Source organism: Pseudomonas bubulae (assembly GCF_900618535.1).
GTDB classification, from domain to species: domain Bacteria; phylum Pseudomonadota; class Gammaproteobacteria; order Pseudomonadales; family Pseudomonadaceae; genus Aquipseudomonas; species Aquipseudomonas bubulae.
Window position 1 is genome coordinate 569159 of the sequence record NZ_UYJA01000002.1, and the last position, 19246, is coordinate 588404.

Genomic DNA, 19246 nt, shown 5'->3' on the forward strand with positions numbered 1-19246 from the left:
CTCAGGCCTGCTTGAGGTACTCGACAGGGACCGGTGCCGTGCGGCTGTTTTTCTTGATAAAGGCGTCACTCAGTTCGATCACGCGGCGGTATTGCAGGTCGACGGTGATCATGTGATAGCAGTTGTCGAGCAGCACCTTGGTCACCGGCCCGCCCAGATGGCGTTCGACGTAATCGGCGTTCCAGCGGCTGGTGATATCGTCTTCAATGGAGTGCAGCACCAGAGCTTTGGTGGTGATCGAAGGCATGCGTTTTTTCACCACGGCATTCATCCGGTGCAGTTCACGCACGGTGATCCCTTCCATCGTCAACAACCCGGCATTGCTGCTCTCGCCGGCTTTCATCTGGCGCTCGACAATGGCCCTCAGGCGCTGGTTTTTAATACCGTAGGGCGGCTTTTCCTCAAAGCTGCACAGGTGCACACCAAAGGGGATCTTCATCAGCAGCGGGGTCATAAAGGCCAGCTTGTTGATGCTCCAGCCGTCATAGCGCAAGGTCGTGGAGTACATCAACAGCCCGGCGACCTGGCCCGGGTGTTCGGAGGCCAGGTACATCGACATTACCGCACCCATCGACAGCCCGCCGACGAACACCTGCTGGTGGCGCTGGCGGATCCCGGCAAAGGTCTTGCGCACGCCTTCATACCAGTCCAGCCAGCCGGTGGCCTGCAGGTCGCTGTTGTCACCGCAGTGCCCGGCCAGGGTGGGGACGTACACCGTGCACGTCCCGTCTTTTGCCAGCCCCTGGGCAACCCGACGCAACTCCGTCGGGGTGCCGGTAAGGCCGTGGATCAACAAGACCCCGACCTCACCCGTGCCGAGAACGAAACCGGTGTTGCCTTCGCCCAGATCGATCTCTGCCCCGTTCACCGTTTCATGGCCCGAGCCAGCAGGCGATCGAGCAGGGCGATGCCCAGGTCGATTTCGGCGTAGCTGATTTCCAGCGACGGCGCCAGGGTGATAACGTTCTTGTAGTAGCCGCCCACGTCGAGAATCAGACCCAGACGTTTGCCGTCGATTTCGATATCCCCCTTCATGCCTTCCTCAACCATGAAGTCGAGAGTGGCCTTGTCCGGGGTAAAACCGTCCGGGCCGCAGATTTCGCAGCGCAGGGCCAGGCCCAGGCCGTCGACGTCACCGATGATCGGGTAGCGTTTTTGCAGATCTTGCAGGCCGTCGAGGAAGTACTTGCCCTTGGCCATGACCATCGCGCCATAGTCGACTTCGCTGGTCATCTTGAACATTTCCAGGCCCACCGCAGTACCCAGCGGGTTGGAGGCGAAGGTGGAGTGGGTCGAGCCCGGCGGGAATACCTTGGGGTTGATCAGCTCTTCACGGGCCCAGATGCCGCCCAGCGGGTTGAGGCCGTTGGTCAGTGCCTTGCCGAACACGATGACGTCGGGTTTGACGTCGAAGTGTTCGATCGACCACAGCTTGCCAGTGCGCCAAAAGCCCATCTGGATTTCGTCAACCACCATGAGAATGCCGTGCTGATCCAGTACGTGCTTGAGCTCGCTGTAGAAGTTCATCGGCGGGATTACATAGCCGCCGGTGCCCTGGATCGGCTCGACGTAGAACGCGGCATATTCGCTCTGGCCGACTTTCGGGTCCCACACGCCGTTGTATTCGGTCTCGAAAAGACGGGCGAACTGTTGCACGCAGTGGCTGCCGTACTCTTCCTTGGTCATGCCTTTTGGCCCGCGGAAGTGGTACGGGAACGGGATGAAGTTGGCGCGTTCGCCAAAGTGGCCGTAACGGCGACGGTAGCGGTAGCTCGAGGTGATCGATGAGGCGCCCAGGGTGCGGCCGTGGTAACCGCCCTCGAAGGCGAACATCAGGCTTTTGCCGTTGCTGGCGTTACGCACCACCTTCAGCGAGTCTTCGATGGATTGCGAGCCGCCGACGTTGAAGTGCACACGACCGTCGAGGCCGAACTTGTTTTTGGCGTCGACTGCAATGCGCTCCGACAGCTCGATCTTGCCCTTGTGCAGATACTGGCTGGCGATCTGCGGCAGGGTGTCGATCTGTTGCTTGAGGGCGTTGTTCAGGCGCGGGTTGGAATAACCGAAGTTGACTGCCGAGTACCACATTTGCAGGTCGAGGTAGGCCTGGTCTTCGGTGTCCCACACGTAGGAGCCTTCGCAGCGGCTAAAAATGCGCGGTGGTTCGATGTAGTGAACGGTGTCGCCGTACGAGCAGTACTTGGCTTCTTTTTCCAGAAGAATCTGGTCTTCAGGGGTAGCGATTCGAATATCAGACATGATTGAAGAGTTCCTGCTGTTCACGAGAATAGTGGGGCGCGTTGGCGGCATGGCTCGGCAGTTTGGCGAGCAGGGCCGGGAGTTCGGCAAAGGAGTCAAATTGTGCGTACGGGATACCGTTGCGCTCGCAGTGTTCGGCCAGGCCGTCCCTGGCAAAGACGAAATCGGCGCCAGAGGCCACGCACATGTCGGAGCGGCCATCGCCAATCACCAGCACGCGTTTGCCGTCGGGGGCGGATTTGCACTTGCAGTTGCCCGAGGCGGCACGGCAGGCGTCGCTGGAATAAGGGAAGTCGATGCGCCAACTGTTCTGGTCGACCTGACGCAGGCGGTTGGCCAGGATCGGCAACAGGCTTACGTAGTTACGGGCCAGAATGCGGGCGATGGCTTGTTCGATGCCGTCACTGACGACCTCGATGGAGGAGCCAAGACCGATGACGTGGTCGACGAAGTCGGGGAAGTCAGGGTCAATCTCAACGCTGTCGAAATAGGCCAGCAGCTCGGCAGGCGTGGCTTTGACCAGCGACAGCTGGCGGCTCAGGCATTCACGCGAACCGATGTCACCCTGCAACCATTGGTCTTCGATCGCTTCCCAGCTGGGGTCGGCGAAACGTTGAAGAATGTTGTCGATGACGTCGGTACGGGTAATGGTCCCATCGAAATCACACACGATATGCCATTGCATCATCTGCATTGTCCTGTCGAAAAGGCGCACTTTTTGCGCTTGCCAGAGGACATAGCATTGACTGTGCCAATAATTGAAAGCCCCGTGGGCTGGGGCTCTGCGCGAGTTTTTGGGTGGCAGTCGAGCTTGAAGCTACAATTTTTGTAGCTTGCTACAAACAACATGAGTGCTTGCGCAGGGCGCGCTAAAAAGGGATTGATGCGCGCATAGAACCTCTATGGAACCCTCGTGATGAAAACTCCGGTCTGTGCTTTTTTGCTGCTCACTTTGTTGGGCGTCAGCGCGGCTGCCCATGCCGCAGACGGCCCCAGTGGGGAAGTGGGCATGGGGATTGGCTATCAGCCGTATGACCCAAGCGCCAGCCGCTACCAGACAGTGCCATTGCCGTATTTTGATGTGGACTGGGGCGATGTCAGCCTCAATACCGATGACGGCCTGACCTGGAGTGCTTTCAAGGCCGGCGGCTGGAGCGCAGGGCCCGTGCTCAACTATGTGTCGGGACGCAATGCCAATGGTTCGCTGCGGGGCCTGCGCGATGTTTCAGACATGGCCATGCTCGGCGGCTTTGTGCAGTACAGCCCGGCTGACTTCTGGCGTGTCTATGCACAGCTCGGGCAGGCGGTGGGTGGTGCAGGCGGTCAAGGCGGGGTGCTGGGTCAGGTCGGGGGCGAGTTGGGTTACCCGCTGGGGCTGGGGATTATCGGCAGCAGCCAATTGGCGGTGCACTTTGCTGATGGTCGGCAGATGTCGACCTTTTTTGGCGTAAGTGACAGCGAGGCGCAGGCGTCAGGGATTTCCGCGTACAAGGCCAGTGGCGGCCTCCAGAATGTTACCTTGACCCAGAATTTCGAGTTTCCGCTGACCGCGAACTGGTCGCTGGTGACCAGTGCCAGCTGGACACGCCTGCTGAGGGCGGCGGCGGACAGCAGCATCGTACGCGAGCAGGGCAATGTGAATCAGGGCGCGGTGCAGACGGCGGTCAGTTACAAATTCTGAAGCGGCCCTCCCAACCCTCTCCCGGAAAGAGAGGGTTGGGCTAAGGGAAAGCAGGCAGTGACTCAATGTTCCGGTTCACCATCGGCCAGCAGCGCAATCCCGCCGACAATCACCGCCACGCCTGCCCAGTGCAGTGCGCTGATTTGCTCGCCAAGGCCCAGCCAGGAGCCCATCAGCACCCCGACAAATACCAGTGAACTCAGGGGAAACGCCAGCGACAGGCTGCTGCGGCGCAATATCAGCATCCAGACAAAAAACGCGCCGAAATAACAGGCAATGGCCACCCATACTCCCGGGTTGAGCAGCACGGCCTGGAGCCACTGCAGGGTGAAGTCCATCTGTCCCAATTGATCGCCACCGATTTTGGTGGCTATTTGCCCTGCGCTCTCGAGAGCAATCAACAAGGCCCACAGCACAATCGTGCCCAAACGCCCGTGCAGCCAGCCGTTATCCGGGGCTTTTAACCCGTCAGTGTTTGCCATTGCTCAACTCCTCAAGCTGCGGTGATGCAGACCAGCATCACTCCAAGGGTAATAACCAGGGTGCCCATCCAGCGCCGACGGCTGACGTGTTCGCCCAGGAACACCTTGCCGGCGAATACCACACCGCAATACGCCAGCGCTGCGGCCGGGAATAGCAAGCTCAAGGGTGCCCTCGACAGGGCCTCCAGCCAGACGAAGAACTCAATCACGTAAGCGCCGACCCCAGCCCACAGCATCGGTGCACTAAATACCTGACCCCAGAAGGCATTCAGGCGAAAACCACCCTCCAGTTCCGGCAAGCGGTCCAGTCCGATTTTGAAACACAGCTGGCCGATAACATCGAGCACAATGGAAAACGCCACCAGCGCAATTACGATCAAGGACATGGGAACAGCTCCTCGAATAAGTGGATCAGCGCTTCATTGGTGGTTGAGTTGCGCAGCAGATCGCTTTCACTCCAGCGCCCAGGTGCTGGCTGGTCCGATCGGGCCTCCCAGCGTTTGAGCACATTGCGGTGCGCAGCCTTGGCAAATTCACCGCAAACATCAATACCCAATACCCGCTTGCTGGTGGCCAGGGCACGAAGGGCCTGAAGCAAGTGGGTCAGGCGCATACCGCCCTGGTCCCAGTTGGTGGCGGCGTCTTCGCAGGCGAGTACGTCTTTGTCCACGGTTATCCAGATCGCTTCGGTAGGCAGACTGCGGATCAACTCGTCGAGAAAGGTCGGCCAGTCCTGGTCGGCCAGGTTGCGCCAGTGCAACAGGTTCTCGTGCTGCTCGTGCCCTGCGCCGTCGCCGATTCGGCCCCAGACCTTGGTGGGGGCATGCTGCCAGGGGAATAGTTGCAAATCGCCACGGCACAGGGCCCCGAGATTTGCGCCCTTGAACTGCGGGTTTTGCAGGTCGTCACTGCAGGGGCCGAGGGTGACGATGCGTTTGATGTTCGGCAGCTTCAAGGCGCGGTTGACCCACGAACCGCAATGGCGGCGGGGGGCAAAGCGTACCCAGTCAGGATGGTTGTCGAAGTGGATCAGGGTGATCGGTTCGGGCAAGTCCGCGAGCAAGGCCGGGGTCAGGTGGTGATAGTCGCCGGAGCCTATAAAAAAGATTTCTGGCCGCTGCGTGGAGCGTTTCGGCCGTTGTTGCAGGCGTTCAGCGAAGCGCCGGTAATTGCGTTCGGTGGACCACAGACGCAGTTGCGGCCCCAGTTCCAGCAAGTCCAGGCGTGTGGCACGACCGTCGGTCAGACGTTGCTTAATCGGTGCTTGTGAGGTCAGGCTGTGATCAAGATCGAGAATATTCAAAGTGTGATTTACCCCATGTCATCGCCGCCGATCCAGGCAGGGCGGGCTTTATAGGGTAAATGCAAGGGGCGGGCCAAACGACTTGGCCTGTGGGGGTCGGGGTTGCCAGCGAGGATGTCACTGCTGTTTATCTGGCAAACCGCGTCATTTGTATTGCGAGCAAGCCCGCTCCCATCGTTTCAGTGCAGGCGTACCCAAACGCTGACCAGCACGGTCGCGGCCATTAGCCAGGCTACGGCGGCCAGCGCCAGCGAGACTTCAAGGCGCATGCGATCGACCAGCACGTACAGGGCAGCGAGGTACACGAAGTAAGGAATGATCGACCACATGCCGAACACAATGGTGGTTTTCAGGTCGTCCACCGAGCGGCCTTTGCCGACGATGTAGTGGGCGATCAGGGCAAAGGTTGGAAACAGCGGCACAAGCCCTGCGATGTAGTAGTTTTTGGTTTTGGCCAGCATGGCCAGAATGATCACCACTCCAGCGCCCAGTGCAGCTTTGAGAATCAGATCCATCAGTGCGCGAGCCCGTATTTTTTGACTTTATCAAAGAGGGTGGTCTTGGCCATGCCCAGTTCCTGGCTGGCCTGGGTCAGGTTGCCGCCGCTGCGTTGCAGGGCATCGTTGAGCAGGTTGCGTTCGAACGCTTCCACCGCCTCGGAAAACCCCAGCCCCTGCGCTGCATTGCTCCCCGGCTTTTTGAACGCCGGCAGGCCCAGGGCAAAACGTTCGGCCACGTTGCGCAGTTCCCGCACATTGCCCGGCCAGTCATGACTCATCAGGCTGGACAGGGTCTGGTTATCCAGCTCCGGGGCCGCACGGTCGAAACGCAATGATGATTGCTGCAGAAAGTATTCAAACAGTTGCAGGATGTCTTCGCGGCGTTCGCGCAAAGGAGGCAGCTCAAGTGTGACCACGTTCAGGCGGTAGTACAGGTCGCTGCGAAACTGGCTGGCCTTGCTCAGTTGGTCGAGGTCGGATTTGGTCGCCGCAATAACCCGGCAGTCCACATCGATGCTCTGGTTGGAGCCCAGGCGCTCCAGAGTGCGCTCCTGCAAAACCCGCAGCAGTTTGATCTGCAGGTTGAGCGGCATGCTTTCCACTTCGTCGAGAAACAGCGTGCCGCCATGGGCGTGTTCGATTTTGCCGATGCGGCGTTTGCCTGCCCCGGTAAAGGCGTTGGCTTCGTGGCCGAAAATTTCGCTTTCAAACAGGTTTTCCGGCAGACCACCGCAGTTGAGGGCGACAAATTGCTGGGGCTGGCGGCGGCTGAAGTCGTGCAGGCAGCGGGCGACCAGCTCCTTGCCGGTACCGGTTTCACCTTCAATCAGCACGTTGGCTGAAGTATCGGCGACGTTGGCTATCAGTTCGCGCAACTGCTGCATGGCCGGCGAGCGGCCGATGATGCGTCCTTCAAGTGAATCACGCTCGGCAAGCTGACGGCGCAGCGACCAGACTTCCCGCGCCAGGCTGCGCTGCTCCAGCGCACGACGGGCCACATCAACCAGGCGTTCGGGGGAGAAGGGTTTCTCCATAAAGTCATAGGCACCGTCACGCATGGCGCCCACGGCCATGGAAATATCGCCATGCCCGGTAATCAATACCACCGGCAGGGTGCGGTCGCGGGCCTTGAGGTGCTTGAGCAGTTCAAGACCATCCATTCCGGGCAGGCGGATATCACTGATGACGATACCCGGGAAGTTGTCGCCTACCAGCGCCAGCGCCTGTTCGGCACTGCTGACGCCTTCGCTGCGAATATCTTCGAGCGCCAGCGCCTGCTGGCAGCCGAGCAGAACATGGGGATCGTCTTCAACAATCAGGACCGTCAGGTCGTTATTCATGGCGTGTCGGCCTTAGCAGGTTGTACCAGCGGCAAAAGAAGGACAAATGCGATACCACCGGTGACCGGGAACTCGACGCTGAGGCTGCCGCCGGCAGCAGCGGCCAGGCTGGCCGACAGGGTCAGGCCAAGGCCTAGACCCTGTTCGCCGGGTTTGGTGGTGAAGAAGGGTTCAAAGAGATGTTTGCGTGCTTCTGGCTCGATCCCGGGACCGTTATCGCGCACGCACAGACGGTATTTGGCGTCGTTGGGCTCGCCCGTCAGCCACAGTTGCGGTTGTGTCGCCTGACCTTGCATGGCGTCCAGGGCATTGCCGATCAGGTTGACCAGAATTTGCTCAAGTCGGGTTTGATCAATCTTGAGCGCCACCTCCGTGAAGTCTCGATGCAGTTGCACCCCTGATTCTTCCATGCGGCTGGCGAGCAGTTGCAGGGCGGCGTCAACGGCCTTGCCCAGGCAGGCCTGGCCATGATCGTCACCGCGGCGGGCGAAGGAGCGCAGGTTAGCGGTGATGCGGCCCATTCGGTCGACCAGATTGTTGATGGTGCCGAGGTTGTCCGCGGCGACCTTGAGATCACCGCGTTCAAGAAAGCGCACGGTATTGCCCGACAGCGTGCGCAAGGCCGCCAGCGGCTGGTTCAGTTCATGGGCGATGCTGGTGGACATCTGCCCGATGGCCGCCAGCTTGCCCGCCTGTACCAGTTCATCCTGGGCGCGGCGCAGGGTGTCTTCGGCCTGGCGCCGCTCGCGTATCTGGCCTTTGAGCCGTTCGTTGCTGGCCCGCAGGTGGGTGGTGCGCTCGGTGATCTTGCGCTCCAGCTGGTTGTTGGCCTCTTGCAGGGCTTCCCGTGCAGCCAGTCGGGTGGCTATCACTTTGCGTCGCTCATTCCAGGCAATCAGCAAAAAGGCCAGCAAGGCAAATGCCACCGCCACCAGCATTCCCTGGTTCGCCGCTTCACGGCGCAGGTCTTGCAATGGCGTGAGCAGGGTGATGTCCCAGGGGGTGTCGTTAAGCCTGCGGGTTTGCGCCAGGTAGCTGACTTCCTGGTGGTCGGTCACCACATCGTTACTGCTGGCGAAGGTGACTTTTTCTACGCCTTCGGCGAGGTTTTCCCGCTCCAGCGGTTCCAGCTCGTTGAGCGGCCACCAGTAGTACTGCAGGCTGCGGGCCAGGCGCTCCTTGGTGTCGGCACTGAGCGGGTGGATGGACTTGAGCCGCCGGGTAGGGTCGCTGGACAGGATGATAATGCCGTTCTCGTCGCTGACGTAGGCTTCGAGGCGGGCGCGTTGCCAGCGCTCCTCAAGGGCTTCGAGGCGGACTTTGATCACGGCCACGCCAATGATCTTGCCCTGCTCTTCCAGGCCGTGGGCGAGGTAGTAGCCGGGTTCACCCGAGGTACTGCCAATGCCGTAGAAGCGTCCGGGCTGGCCGCGTACGGCATCCTGAAAATAGGCGCGAAATGACAGGTCCTCGCCCAGATAACTGTCGGTATCCCGCCAGTTGCTGGTAGCCATCACGCGGCCGGTGGTGTCGAGCACATAGATGGCCCGGCTGCGGCTGCGGCGGTTCAGGCCTTCGAGGTATTGGTTGACGGTGACCCGGTTCTGCACGGAGGGATCGGCGAGCAATCGCGAAACGCTGGACTCCAGCTCCAGCAGGCTGGGCAGGTAAGTGTATTTGCCCAGCTCACTTTCAACGGTACGGGCATGCAGTTCCAGTTGGCGTTCGCCGGTTTCGCTCAGGGTACGAATACCGAAGTGTTCACTGATGCGATAGCCCGCGTAGCCCAGGCCGATCGTCAACAGGATGATCAGCAGAGGCAGCAGGAAATGACGGAGCAGGCGAGGTTTCACGGCAAGTGAGGGCGGAGCACCGCGATAAAGAGTGGGGTCGCATTTCATCACAGATGCCTTGGGTCAACCACTGTGCAGTGGTTGACCGTTCACGTAGATCCACTGTGGGAGCGGGCTTGCTCGCGATGGGAGCGGCGCGGTTCATCAGTTAACCAGGATCGCTGCCATCGCGAGCAAGCCCGCTCCCACCCAAGCCGGTGGGAGCTGAACGGGTGTTTAGTGCTGCAGGATCTTGGCGAGGAAGTGCTGGGCACGCTCGGAGCGGGCCGATACATCACCGAAAAACTCTTCTTTCTCACAGTCTTCGACGATTTTGCCCTGATCCATAAAGATCACCCGATTGGCGACCTTGCGGGCAAAACCCATTTCGTGGGTCACGCACATCATGGTCATGCCTTCGTTGGCCAACTGCACCATGACGTCGAGCACTTCGTTGACCATTTCCGGGTCAAGGGCCGAGGTCGGTTCATCAAACAGCATGACGATCGGGTCCATGGCCAGGGCGCGGGCAATCGCCACACGTTGTTGTTGCCCGCCGGAAAGCTGGCCGGGGTGCTTGTGGGCATGGGCCGACAGGCCTACGCGTTCCAGAAGCTCAAGGCCTTTTTTGGTGGCTTCAGCCTTGCTGCGGCCCAATACCTTGACCTGGGCAATGGTCAGGTTTTCGGTGATGGTCATGTGCGGGAACAGTTCGAAGTGCTGGAACACCATGCCAACCCGCGAACGCAGCTTCGGCAGGTTGGTCTTCGGGTCGGCAATGGAGGTGCCGTCAACCACGATGTCGCCTTTCTGGAACGGTTCAAGGGCGTTGACGCACTTGATCAGGGTCGACTTGCCCGAGCCCGACGGGCCACAGACAACGACCACTTCGCCTTTTTTGACTTCAGTACTGCAATCGGTCAGTACCTGGAAGTCCCCGTACCACTTGTTGATGTTCTTGATCGAGATCATACGGCAAACCTTTTTTGCAGACGCTTGACCAGCAGCGAGGCGGAAAAGCTGATGATGAAATACACCAGACCGGCGAAGATCAGGAACTCATTGGAGCGGCCGATGATGTCGCCACTGGAACGCGAGGCATTGAGGAAATCCACCAGGCCAACCGTGTAGACCAGAGAGGTGTCCTGGAACAGGATAATGCTCTGTTGCAGCAGCAGCGGGGTCATTTTGCGAAAGGCCTGGGGCAGGATGATCAGGCGCATGGCCTGGCCGTAGCTCATGCCCAGGGCCTTGGCTGCACCCATTTGACCCTTGGGGATGGCCTGCACGCCTGCTCGCACGATTTCGCAGAAGTAGGCTGCTTCGAACATGACGAAGGCTACCAGGCACGACTCGAACGCCCCGATCGGGGTGTCCTTGCCGGTGATCCAGCGCAGCACGAACGGCACCGCCAGGTAGAACCAGGTAATCACCAGCAGCAGCGGGATGGAACGGAAATAGTTCACGTAAGCGCCGGCCAGGTTGGCCATCCACTTGCTTGACGATAAACGCATCAGGGCCAGCACGGTGCCCAGGGCCACACCACCGACAACGCCCATGACCATCAGCTTGAGGGTCATGATCATGCCGTTCCACAGGCCCGGCAGGGCGGGGACAATCCCGCTGAAATCGAAGAAGTCCATTATTTGCCCCCCAGAGACATGAGACCGGGTACGGCTACTTTTTTCTCGATCAGGCGCATCAACAGCATCAGGCTCATGTTCAGGGTGAAGTAGATCAACGTGGCTAGGGTGAAGGCTTCAAACAGGTTGGCGGAAAACTCGGCCGTCTGTTTGGTTTGCGCCAGCAGTTCCATCAAACCGATCAGCGAAGCCACGGACGAGTTCTTGAACACGTTGAGGAATTCGGAGGTGAGCGGTGGAATGATGATTCGGTAGGCCTGTGGCAGCAGCACGTTCCAGTAGATCTGCGCCATGCTGAAACCCATGGCGCGGGCCGCTGCTTCCTGGCCCCGTGGCAGGGCTTCGATACCGGTACGTACCTGTTCGCAAACACGTGCGGCGGTAAACAGGCCCAGACACACGACAACGCTCAGATAAGCCGAAGTGGTCGGGTTGAGGTCCTGTTTGTACCATTCCTGCAGGTTGGGCGGCAGTAGATCGGGCACCAGGAAGTACCAGATAAACAGCTGCACCAGCAGCGGAACGTTACGGAAGATTTCTACGTATACCGTGGCAATGCCCGCGATAAAGCGGTTCGGCAGGGTGCGCATCACGCCCAGCAGCGAACCCAGGATCAGCGCGACAATCCAGGCGACAACAGCGATAGCGATGGTCCAGCCCAGGCCGGAAATAAACCAGTCGAGATATGTCTCGCTGCCTACGCCGGTGGACTTGAAGAACACGCTCCAGTCCCAATTGTAATTCATGCAGGGTCTCCCCTCAGATGGGTCTATAAACAAGCACTTGCTTCAGGGAATCCGTTCTCACCCGGCAGGGTCGCCGGGCACACTTAGCCCGCTCGATAACCGGCGGGTCGAGTGCTCTCTAATGCAATAAGAAGCTTAGTCCAAAGGTGGTCGACACCCCCGGGCGCAATGGCTTGCGCCCGGGGGTTTCAGCCGGCTGAAATCAGGATTTCTTTTCTTCAGCCGGTTTGTCGTCTGCTGCCTTGTCGGTAGGGGTGGCAATCAACGCTTTGAGCTCATCGCTCATCGGGAACATCAGGTTCAGGCCTTTTGGTGGAATCGGCGACTCGAACCAGGTTTTGTAGGTGTCGTTGATCTTGCCCGACTTGTAGTAGGCAACGATGGCGTCATCCACGGCCTTTTTGAATTCCGGATCGCCTTTACGCAGCATGCAGCCGTAGATTTCGTAAGACTGTGGAGTGCCGGTCACGGCCCAGTCTGTAGGCTTCTTGGCTTTGGCCATTTCACCGGCCAGCAGGGCGTCGTCCATCATGAAAGCAACAGCACGGCCCGACTCCAGCATGTTGAAGGCTTCGCCGTGGTCTTTTGCCGAGATCACGTTCATGCCCATCTGCTTGTCGGCGTTCATCGCCTTGAGGATGCGCTCGGAGGTGGTACCAGCAGTGGTCACGACGTTTTTGCCTTTCAGGTCAGCGAAGTCCTTGTAAGGCGAGTCCTTTTTGGACAGCAGGCGCGTACCGATTTCGAAGATGCCGACCGAGAAGTCGACTTGCTGTTGGCGTTCAACGTTGTTGGTGGTGGAACCACACTCAACGTCAACGGTGCCGTTCTGCACCAGCGGGATACGGGTCTGGGAGGTAACGAGGTTGTACTTGACCTTCAGGTCCGGCATGTCGAGCTGTTTTTTCAGCCCTTCAACGATAGCCAGTTGCACATCATGGGAGTAGCCAACCGGTTTGCCGGAAGCGTCCGCGATGTAGGAGAACGGAATGGAGGAGTCACGATGCCCAAGGGTGATGGTGCCGGATTCTTTGATTTTCTTCAGTGTGCCGGTCAATTCGGCTGCAAAAACTGGAGTGCTAATCAGAGCTGCAGCAATTGCTGCGCCCAAAAGTTGCGGAACGATGCGCATCGATGTTTCCTCGACATTGTTTTTTTTATTGAGCCCGTTTGCAGGCCCTTTTTTACTCAGAACGTCTCAACAGGCTAAACGCTCTGTTTAAGCATTCGGCTTAGAGTGTAGAGCATGAGTCGTGCCAGCCCTGGCATTAAAGTCTAACCTGCTGATTTATAACGAATTAAAGTTTTATGTCGGGACTTCGGTGGCATGCAGATGCCCGGAAAGCCGAATCATTGGGGGGGAGTGCGTTCGGAAAACCGAATGAAAGGCAGGCAGTGCGGGGGGGGGAGGAGCGAAGGCCCGTGCAAGCGGACTCGCTCCCACGGGCCATCTAAACGCGGATTAAGCGGCCTGAACCTTGCGGTGTTTCAGGCCAAGGGTGGTCATGTACTGGCTCAGGTGGGCCTGTTCCTCGGCCGTGGTGAACAACCCAAGCTTGGTGCGGCGCCACAGGATGTCCTGTGCCTCCAGTGCCCATTCCTGGTTGCACAGGTAATCAACCTCACGGCTGTAAAGGCCGCTGCCGATATGCTCGCCCATGTCGCCCAGGCCTTGTGCACCTTCGAGCAAGCTCCAGGAGCGGTTGCCATAGGTGATTGCCCAGCGCTTGGCAATTGCGGCATCCAGCCAGCTGTATTTGCTGACCAGGGCCTCGCTCAGGGCTTTTGGCGTGGTCATGCCTTCGCCGCCGGGTAATGTCGCGCTGGCGGTCCAGCTCGGCTTGATCTGGGTGAAGTAGGGTGTCAGCTGTGCCATGGCCGATTCGGCCAGCTTGCGATAGGTGGTCAGTTTGCCGCCAAATACCGATAGAAGCGGGGCTTCGCCCGCTGCGCCAGACAATGCCAGGGTGTAGTCGCGGGTCACGGCCGAAGGGTTGTCGGACTCGTCATTGCACAGCGGGCGCACGCCGGAGTAGGTGCGCAGAATGTCGCTGCGGCTCACTTGCTGCTTGAAGTGGGCGTTGACCACATTAAGCAGGTAGTCGGTTTCTTCTTCGGTAATGCTGACCTTGGCCGGATCGCCGGTGTATTCGCGGTCAGTGGTGCCGATGATGGTGAACTGGTCCATGTACGGAATGGTAAACACAATCCGCTGGTCTTCGTTCTGCAGGATGAAGGCATTTGGCGCGTCATACAGCTTGGGCGCAATCAGGTGGCTACCCTGGATCAGGCGGATGCCGTAAGGCGAGTCCAGCTTGAGGTCGTCCTTGATGAATTTGGCGACCCAGGGGCCGGCGGCATTGACCAGGGCCTTGCTGCGGATCGAAAACAGGCTGCCATCTGCACGTTCCAGGTTCAACTCCCACAAGCCCTTGTTACGGCGCGCGCCGACGCAACGGGTCTGGGTGTGAACATGGGCGCCTTTTTCCCGCGCGGCCATGGCGTTGAGCACTACCAGGCGCGCGTCGTCGACCCAGCAATCGGAGTATTCAAAGCCTTTGGTGATTTCTGCTTTAAGGGGGCTGTTGGCACCGAACTTGAGGCTGGTTGAACCAGCCAGTTTTTCACGCTTGCCCAAGTGGTCATACAGGAACAGGCCGGCACGGATCATCCACGCCGGGCGCAGGTGCGGTCGGTGCGGTAATACGAAACGCATCGGTTTAACGATATGCGGGGCTTTGGCCAGCAGCACTTCGCGTTCGGCCAGCGCTTCGCGCACCAGGCGGAACTCGTAATGTTCGAGGTAGCGCAGGCCACCGTGGATCAGCTTGCTGCTGGCAGAGGACGTGTGGCTGGCCAGATCGTCCTTTTCGCAAAGGAACACCGAGAGGCCGCGCCCGGCTGCATCTGCCGCAATCCCGACACCATTGATTCCACCACCAATAACGGCGACGTCGTAAACCTCAGCGAGGGGAGTGGCAGGCAAGGTGGTCAGGGGCATGGGTTGGCCTCGCGTTCTTTACGCATATTTGAATTCGAACATTAATGTTCATTTGCGAAAATATTAGCGGATAAAGGCGCGCGCAGCCAGCACCCTTCGATTGAAAAAACTCATCGAAGGGCGTCGAAAGGAAGAATTTCGAACATTTTAGTGTAGGGCAATGATTCTGCGGGAGCAGGCATTGCTCGCAATGCAGGCGCTGCGGCTCATCTGTCAGGTTGCGGTGATGCCATCGCGAGCAAGCCCGCCCCACAGCATCTGAACCCGCATCACTATCTGAGTGCGGTTACACCACTTCCAGACGAATTTTGTTCTGGGCCAGCAGTTGCGCCAGCTCCGGCACGGGCGGCTGGTCGGTGACCAGGCAATCGATCAAGGTGATCGGGCCCAGGCGGACCATTGCATTGCGGCCGAACTTGCTGGAGTCCGCTGCCAGGATAGTTTGTCGGGCATTGGCGATAATCGCCTGGGATACGCGTACTTCCTGATAGTCAAAGTCCAGCAAGCTGCCGTCAGAATCGATACCGCTGATACCAACCAAGGCGAAGTCGAACTTGAACTGGTTGATAAAGTCGACGCTGGCCTGACCGACGATGCCACCATCGCGGCGCACATTGCCGCCGGCGATCAGTACTTCGAAGTCGTCTTTTGCGCTCAGGATCGACGCAACATGCAGGTTGTTGGTGATGATTTTCAGGTGATTGTGGTTGAGCAGCGCCCGGGCAATCGACTCGGTGGTGGTGCCGATATTGATGAAAATCGAGGCGTGATCGGGAATCTGGGCGGCAATGGCTTCGCCAATGCGGCGTTTTTCATCGCGCATCTGGTCGGCCCGCATGGCGTAGGCGGTGTTCTCTACACTGGAGTCATAGGCGGCGCCACCGTGGTAGCGGCGCAACAGGTCGGCTTCTGCCAACTGGTTGATGTCACGGCGAATGGTCTGCGGCGTGACGACGAACAACTGAGCCATTTCCTCGATGCTGACATAACCGCGCTCGCGTACGAGTTCGAGGATCTGCTGTTGGCGTGGAGGCAGATTCATGGAGTTTCCTTTGGGCGGCGAAGCAAATTCACCCATGATGCCGCAGGAAAGCGTCGTCTGCTACTCGCAGGTGCCTCAAGCAACTGCGGGCGCCATAGGCGCCCGCAGATGTAATTGCCCGTACTTAGTTGCTTTCTTCGTGAGGTTCCCAGTCGCGGGTACGGCTTACGGCTTTTTTCCAGCCGGCATAGAGCTTCTCTTTGCAGCTTTCGTCCAGTGCAGGTTCGAACTCGCGCTCGATCACCGCCTTGCCGCGCAGTTCATCCAGGCTGCCCCAGAAGCCGCAAGCCAGACCCGCCAGGTAGGCAGCGCCCAAGGCCGTGGTTTCACGCATTTGCGGGCGTTCAACCTGGGTGCCGAGGATGTCTGCCTGAAACTGCATCAGGAAGTTGTTGGCTACGGCACCACCGTCTACACGCAGGGCTTTGAGGCGTTCGCCGGAGTCCTGTTGCATAGCGTCCAGTACGTCCCGTGTCTGGTAGGCAATCGACTCCAGCGCAGCACGAATGATGTGGTCTACGCGTACACCGCGAGTAAGGCCGAACAGTGCGCCACGGGCATACGGGTCCCAGTAGGGGGCACCGAGGCCGGTGAAGGCAGGCACCAGATACACGCCATTGCTGTCTTTGACTTTATTGGCGAAGTATTCGGTGTCGTGGGCGTCGTTGATGATCTTCAGTTCGTCACGCAGCCATTGCACGGTGGAACCACCGTTGAACACGGCGCCTTCCAGGGCGTAGGCCACTTCGCCGCGGGGGCCGCAGGCGATGGTGGTCAGCATGCCGTGGGTCGACTTCACGGCGTTGGCGCCGGTGTTCATCAGCAGGAAGCAGCCGGTGCCGTAGGTGTTCTTGGCCTGGCCGGGCTCGACGCACATCTGGCCAAACAGCGCGGCCTGTTGGTCGCCGGCAATGCCGCCGATGGCGATACCGCTTTTGGTGCGGCCGTAGATTTCTGAAGACGACTTCACTTCAGGCAGCATTTCGCGCGGGATATCCAGCACCTCCAGCATCTTGGCATCCCACTCCAGAGTGTGGATGTTAAAGAGCATGGTGCGCGAGGCGTTGGTGTAATCGGTAACGTGGGTTTTGCCGCCGGTAAATTTCCAGATCAGCCAGCTGTCGATGGTGCCAAACAGCAGTTCGCCTTTGCGCGCCCGTTCGCGGCTGCCTTCGACGTTGTCGAGGATCCACTTCAGTTTGGTGCCGGAGAAGTACGGGTCGGTCACCAGGCCGGTGGTGTCGCTGATGTATTGCTCGTGACCGTCGCGTTTGAGCTGCTCGCAGATCTCGGTGCTGCGACGGCATTGCCAGACGATGGCGTTGTAGATCGGGCGGCCGCTTTCTTTGTCCCAGACCACCGTGGTTTCGCGCTGGTTAGTAATGCCGATGGCGGCAACCTGGTCATGATGCAGGCCGGCCTGGGCCAGGGCCTCAACCATCACGGCGCTCTGGGTGGCAAAAATCTCCATCGGGTCGTGTTCGACCCAGCCCGGTTGCGGGTAATGCTGTTGGAACTCACGTTGTGCTGTGCACACCACGTTGGCGTCACGATCGAAGATGATCGCTCGCGAACTGGTGGTGCCTTGGTCCAGCGCAATGATGTAGTTCTTATTCTGAGTGTCGGTCATTTGTTAGTGCCTTGCAGAATGAGGGAGGTTGCGGGCGCGAGACAGGTAACGGGCAGTAGGTCTCGTGCGCCCCGTTTCATCAGTCGGTATCAGGATGCCTGGGTCTTTGCAGGCGCAGCGGCTTGGGTAACCGCATCTGCCGGGGCAATGTCAGGCAAGTGCCGGGCAATCATCCCGCGATAAATGGCAGCGCCCAGACAGGCACCTACGATGGGTGCAAAAATTGGAATCAGGAAATACGGGATATCGCGCCCGCCGGTGAACGAGACGTCCCCCCAACCAGCGAAGAAAGTCATCAGCTTGGGCCCGAAATCACGCGCAGGGTTCATCGCAAAACCGGTCAATGGGCCCATCGAGCTGCCAATGACGGCGATCAGCAAGCCGATCAGCAGGGGGGCCAATGGGCCACGGGGCAAGCCGTTTTTGTCGTCGGTCAGGGCCATGATTACGCCCATAAGGATAGCGGTTATCACAAGCTCGACGAGGAAGGCCTGCAGCGTTGTCAGCGAAGGGTGCGGGTAGGTCGAGAATACCGAGGCCAATTCCAGGCTGGCCTGGCTGCCACGTACCATCTGGTGGGCTTGTTCGTAATCGAAGAACAGGTTGCTGTAGAGCGTGTAAACCAACGCCGCTGCGCAAAAGGCCCCTGCGATCTGGGCGAGGATATAGAAAGGCAGTTTACGTTTTTCAAAATCGGTGAACAGGCACAGCGCAATGCTGACCGCCGGGTTCAGGTGTGCGCCGGAAACGCCCGCCGTCAGATAAATCGCCATGCTGACGCCAATGCCCCAGATGATGCTGATTTCCCATAGGCCAAAACTTGCGCCCGCGACCTTGAGAGCCGCAACACAGCCGGTACCGAAGAATATCAAAAGTGCGGTGCCGAGAAACTCGGCCAGGCACTGGCCTGAAAGTGTGGGGTGCTGCGATGCAGTCGACATGTAAAACCTCGTTATTGTTTTTTTTTGACGTCGTCAATCAGGGTGGCAGTGCGCCTGAGCCTGGACCGGGAACTGCGTATTTGTGTTTTACGCTGTCAGGCTGAGTCGTGTGAGTATATTCAGATTCGAAAAAATATAGACAAGAAACACTGCTGTCAAAGGTCGAAAGTGAACGGGTATTCACATTCTGACTTCAGATGAGTGCTTTGGTATTGGTTTTTATGTAAACAAAGACTACGAATTGAGAGGGGTAAAGGTAACTTTTTCGCTACATGCTGGGTCTGTAACCTCGGTTTCAGCGCCTTTTTACGGGGTAATAGCCTAAAATCGGCCATCGTATTTCTTTCTCCTCTGCAAAACTGGAGCTGTCATGACGCCTGCACTGGACCTGCTGAAAAAAGTTCGCGCCGAACATCGGGTACACAGCTATGAACACGACCCCAAGGCGGCATCTTACGGCCTGGAGGCCGCAGAAAAGCTTGGCCTGGAGCCTGCGCAAGTGTTCAAGACGCTGTTGGCCAGCAGTGAAAAGGGCGAGTTGCTGGTTGCCGTCGTACCGGTCGTCGGAAGTCTTGATTTGAAAGCGCTGGCTCAGGCAGCGGGGGTGAAAAAAGTCGAAATGGCGGACCCGGCGGCGGCTCAGCGCTCCACAGGTTATCTGCTTGGCGGGATCAGCCCGTTGGGGCAAAAGAAGCGCCTGCGTACTTTTATTGATAAAAGTGCCGAGGGTTTTTCGACTATTTTTGTCAGCGCCGGACGACGCGGCCTGGAGGTGGAACTGGCGCCTGCGGTGCTGGCAGAGCACACGCAAGCGAAGTTCGCAGAAGTAGGCAGGGCGTAAGCGCT

General features: G+C 58.8%; 19 protein-coding genes. 2 read left to right on the top strand and 17 right to left on the bottom strand.

The genetic code is table 11. The features are described from left to right. Position 1: 1 nt before the first annotated feature. From PPTH39_RS09290 to PPTH39_RS09300, 3 genes are read right to left on the bottom strand one after another with little or no spacing between them, the layout of a single operon-like run. Entirely contained in the window at positions 2-868 is an 867-nt protein-coding gene (locus tag PPTH39_RS09290; protein ID WP_095001418.1) for an alpha/beta hydrolase, read from the bottom strand. Further along, complete coding sequence (locus tag PPTH39_RS09295) at positions 865-2259, bottom strand: aspartate aminotransferase family protein (protein WP_095001417.1); 1395 nt, start codon at positions 2257-2259, stop codon at positions 865-867. The genes PPTH39_RS09290 and PPTH39_RS09295 overlap by 4 nt, the downstream gene beginning before the upstream one ends. Next, entirely contained in the window at positions 2252-2947 is a 696-nt protein-coding gene (locus PPTH39_RS09300) for an MtnX-like HAD-IB family phosphatase (protein WP_130871898.1), read from the bottom strand. Before PPTH39_RS09300 ends, PPTH39_RS09295 begins: the two co-directional genes overlap by 8 nt. A 228-nt stretch (positions 2948-3175) precedes the next feature. Between PPTH39_RS09300 and PPTH39_RS09305 the strand changes: the two genes are divergently transcribed. Then, a complete protein-coding gene (locus tag PPTH39_RS09305) occupies positions 3176-3940 on the top strand; it encodes a MipA/OmpV family protein (protein ID WP_130871899.1) in 765 nt (254 codons plus the stop codon). Positions 3941-4002: 62 nt separating this feature from the next. Here PPTH39_RS09305 and PPTH39_RS09310 read toward each other — a convergent pair whose 3' ends face one another. The 14 genes from PPTH39_RS09310 to PPTH39_RS09375 all read right to left on the bottom strand — a co-directional run bounded on the left by PPTH39_RS09310 (position 4003) and on the right by PPTH39_RS09375 (position 18400). Then, the gene (locus tag PPTH39_RS09310) at positions 4003-4422 is read right to left on the bottom strand and encodes a DMT family transporter (protein ID WP_095001414.1); all 420 of its coding nucleotides are present in this window, start codon (positions 4420-4422) and stop codon (positions 4003-4005) included. A gap of 11 nt (positions 4423-4433) precedes the next feature. Then, entirely contained in the window at positions 4434-4808 is a 375-nt protein-coding gene (locus PPTH39_RS09315) for a DMT family transporter (protein ID WP_095001413.1), read from the bottom strand. Further along, a complete protein-coding gene (locus PPTH39_RS09320) occupies positions 4799-5725 on the bottom strand; it encodes an arginase family protein (RefSeq protein WP_130871900.1) in 927 nt (308 codons plus the stop codon). The genes PPTH39_RS09315 and PPTH39_RS09320 overlap by 10 nt, the downstream gene beginning before the upstream one ends. Positions 5726-5904: 179 nt before the next feature. Further along, a complete protein-coding gene (locus PPTH39_RS09325; protein ID WP_198417407.1) occupies positions 5905-6231 on the bottom strand; it encodes a GlpM family protein in 327 nt (108 codons plus the stop codon). Positions 6232-6239: 8 nt separating this feature from the next. Further along, on the bottom strand, positions 6240-7565 hold the full coding sequence (gene aauR, locus PPTH39_RS09330; protein WP_095001411.1) for a two-component response regulator AauR: 1326 nt from the start codon (positions 7563-7565) through the stop codon (positions 6240-6242). Then, entirely contained in the window at positions 7562-9466 is a 1905-nt protein-coding gene (aauS, locus tag PPTH39_RS09335) for a two-component sensor histidine kinase AauS (RefSeq protein WP_130871902.1), read from the bottom strand. Before aauS ends, aauR begins: the two co-directional genes overlap by 4 nt. Positions 9467-9634: 168 nt before the next feature. Then, positions 9635-10369, bottom strand: coding sequence for an amino acid ABC transporter ATP-binding protein (locus PPTH39_RS09340; RefSeq protein WP_016779681.1), 735 nt, complete (start codon positions 10367-10369; stop codon positions 9635-9637). Continuing rightward, a complete protein-coding gene (locus tag PPTH39_RS09345; protein WP_019823564.1) occupies positions 10366-11040 on the bottom strand; it encodes an amino acid ABC transporter permease in 675 nt (224 codons plus the stop codon). The genes PPTH39_RS09340 and PPTH39_RS09345 overlap by 4 nt, the downstream gene beginning before the upstream one ends. Further along, entirely contained in the window at positions 11040-11786 is a 747-nt protein-coding gene (locus PPTH39_RS09350; protein ID WP_016779683.1) for an amino acid ABC transporter permease, read from the bottom strand. The genes PPTH39_RS09345 and PPTH39_RS09350 overlap by 1 nt, the downstream gene beginning before the upstream one ends. Positions 11787-11988: 202 nt before the next feature. Then, a complete protein-coding gene (locus tag PPTH39_RS09355; RefSeq protein WP_095001409.1) occupies positions 11989-12918 on the bottom strand; it encodes a glutamate/aspartate ABC transporter substrate-binding protein in 930 nt (309 codons plus the stop codon). Between the two features lie 330 nt (positions 12919-13248). Beyond that, complete coding sequence (gene glpD / locus PPTH39_RS09360) at positions 13249-14787, bottom strand: glycerol-3-phosphate dehydrogenase (protein WP_130871903.1); 1539 nt, start codon at positions 14785-14787, stop codon at positions 13249-13251. A 286-nt stretch (positions 14788-15073) separates the two neighbouring features. Further along, entirely contained in the window at positions 15074-15829 is a 756-nt protein-coding gene (locus PPTH39_RS09365; RefSeq protein WP_019823558.1) for a DeoR family transcriptional regulator, read from the bottom strand. A gap of 124 nt (positions 15830-15953) precedes the next feature. Further along, a complete protein-coding gene (gene glpK / locus PPTH39_RS09370; protein WP_095001407.1) occupies positions 15954-17459 on the bottom strand; it encodes a glycerol kinase GlpK in 1506 nt (501 codons plus the stop codon). An 89-nt stretch (positions 17460-17548) separates the two neighbouring features. After that, positions 17549-18400, bottom strand: coding sequence for an MIP/aquaporin family protein (locus tag PPTH39_RS09375; RefSeq protein ID WP_095001406.1), 852 nt, complete (start codon positions 18398-18400; stop codon positions 17549-17551). Between the two features lie 370 nt (positions 18401-18770). On the opposite strand from PPTH39_RS09375, the gene ybaK reads away from it, so the two are divergent. After that, positions 18771-19241 carry a Cys-tRNA(Pro) deacylase gene (ybaK, locus tag PPTH39_RS09380; RefSeq protein WP_095001405.1) on the top strand — a complete coding sequence of 157 codons (471 nt, stop codon included), beginning with the start codon at positions 18771-18773 and terminating at the stop codon, positions 19239-19241. The last annotated feature ends 5 nt before the right edge of the window (positions 19242-19246 follow it).

Coding starts and splice junctions, on each gene's coding strand:
- PPTH39_RS09295 (WP_095001417.1), bottom strand. CDS start 2,259: ATGTCTGATATTCGAATCGCTACCCCTGAAGACCAGATTCTTCTGGAA.
- PPTH39_RS09300 (WP_130871898.1), bottom strand. CDS start 2,947: ATGATGCAATGGCATATCGTGTGTGATTTCGATGGGACCATTACCCGT.
- PPTH39_RS09305 (WP_130871899.1), top strand. CDS start 3,176: ATGAAAACTCCGGTCTGTGCTTTTTTGCTGCTCACTTTGTTGGGCGTC.
- PPTH39_RS09310 (WP_095001414.1), bottom strand. CDS start 4,422: ATGGCAAACACTGACGGGTTAAAAGCCCCGGATAACGGCTGGCTGCAC.
- PPTH39_RS09315 (WP_095001413.1), bottom strand. CDS start 4,808: ATGTCCTTGATCGTAATTGCGCTGGTGGCGTTTTCCATTGTGCTCGAT.
- aauR (WP_095001411.1), bottom strand. CDS start 7,565: ATGAATAACGACCTGACGGTCCTGATTGTTGAAGACGATCCCCATGTT.
- aauS (WP_130871902.1), bottom strand. CDS start 9,466: ATGAAATGCGACCCCACTCTTTATCGCGGTGCTCCGCCCTCACTTGCC.
- PPTH39_RS09340 (WP_016779681.1), bottom strand. CDS start 10,369: ATGATCTCGATCAAGAACATCAACAAGTGGTACGGGGACTTCCAGGTA.
- PPTH39_RS09345 (WP_019823564.1), bottom strand. CDS start 11,040: ATGGACTTCTTCGATTTCAGCGGGATTGTCCCCGCCCTGCCGGGCCTG.
- PPTH39_RS09350 (WP_016779683.1), bottom strand. CDS start 11,786: ATGAATTACAATTGGGACTGGAGCGTGTTCTTCAAGTCCACCGGCGTA.
- PPTH39_RS09355 (WP_095001409.1), bottom strand. CDS start 12,918: ATGCGCATCGTTCCGCAACTTTTGGGCGCAGCAATTGCTGCAGCTCTG.
- glpD (WP_130871903.1), bottom strand. CDS start 14,787: ATGCCCCTGACCACCTTGCCTGCCACTCCCCTCGCTGAGGTTTACGAC.
- PPTH39_RS09365 (WP_019823558.1), bottom strand. CDS start 15,829: ATGAATCTGCCTCCACGCCAACAGCAGATCCTCGAACTCGTACGCGAG.
- glpK (WP_095001407.1), bottom strand. CDS start 17,459: ATGACCGACACTCAGAATAAGAACTACATCATTGCGCTGGACCAAGGC.
- PPTH39_RS09375 (WP_095001406.1), bottom strand. CDS start 18,400: ATGTCGACTGCATCGCAGCACCCCACACTTTCAGGCCAGTGCCTGGCC.
- ybaK (WP_095001405.1), top strand. CDS start 18,771: ATGACGCCTGCACTGGACCTGCTGAAAAAAGTTCGCGCCGAACATCGG.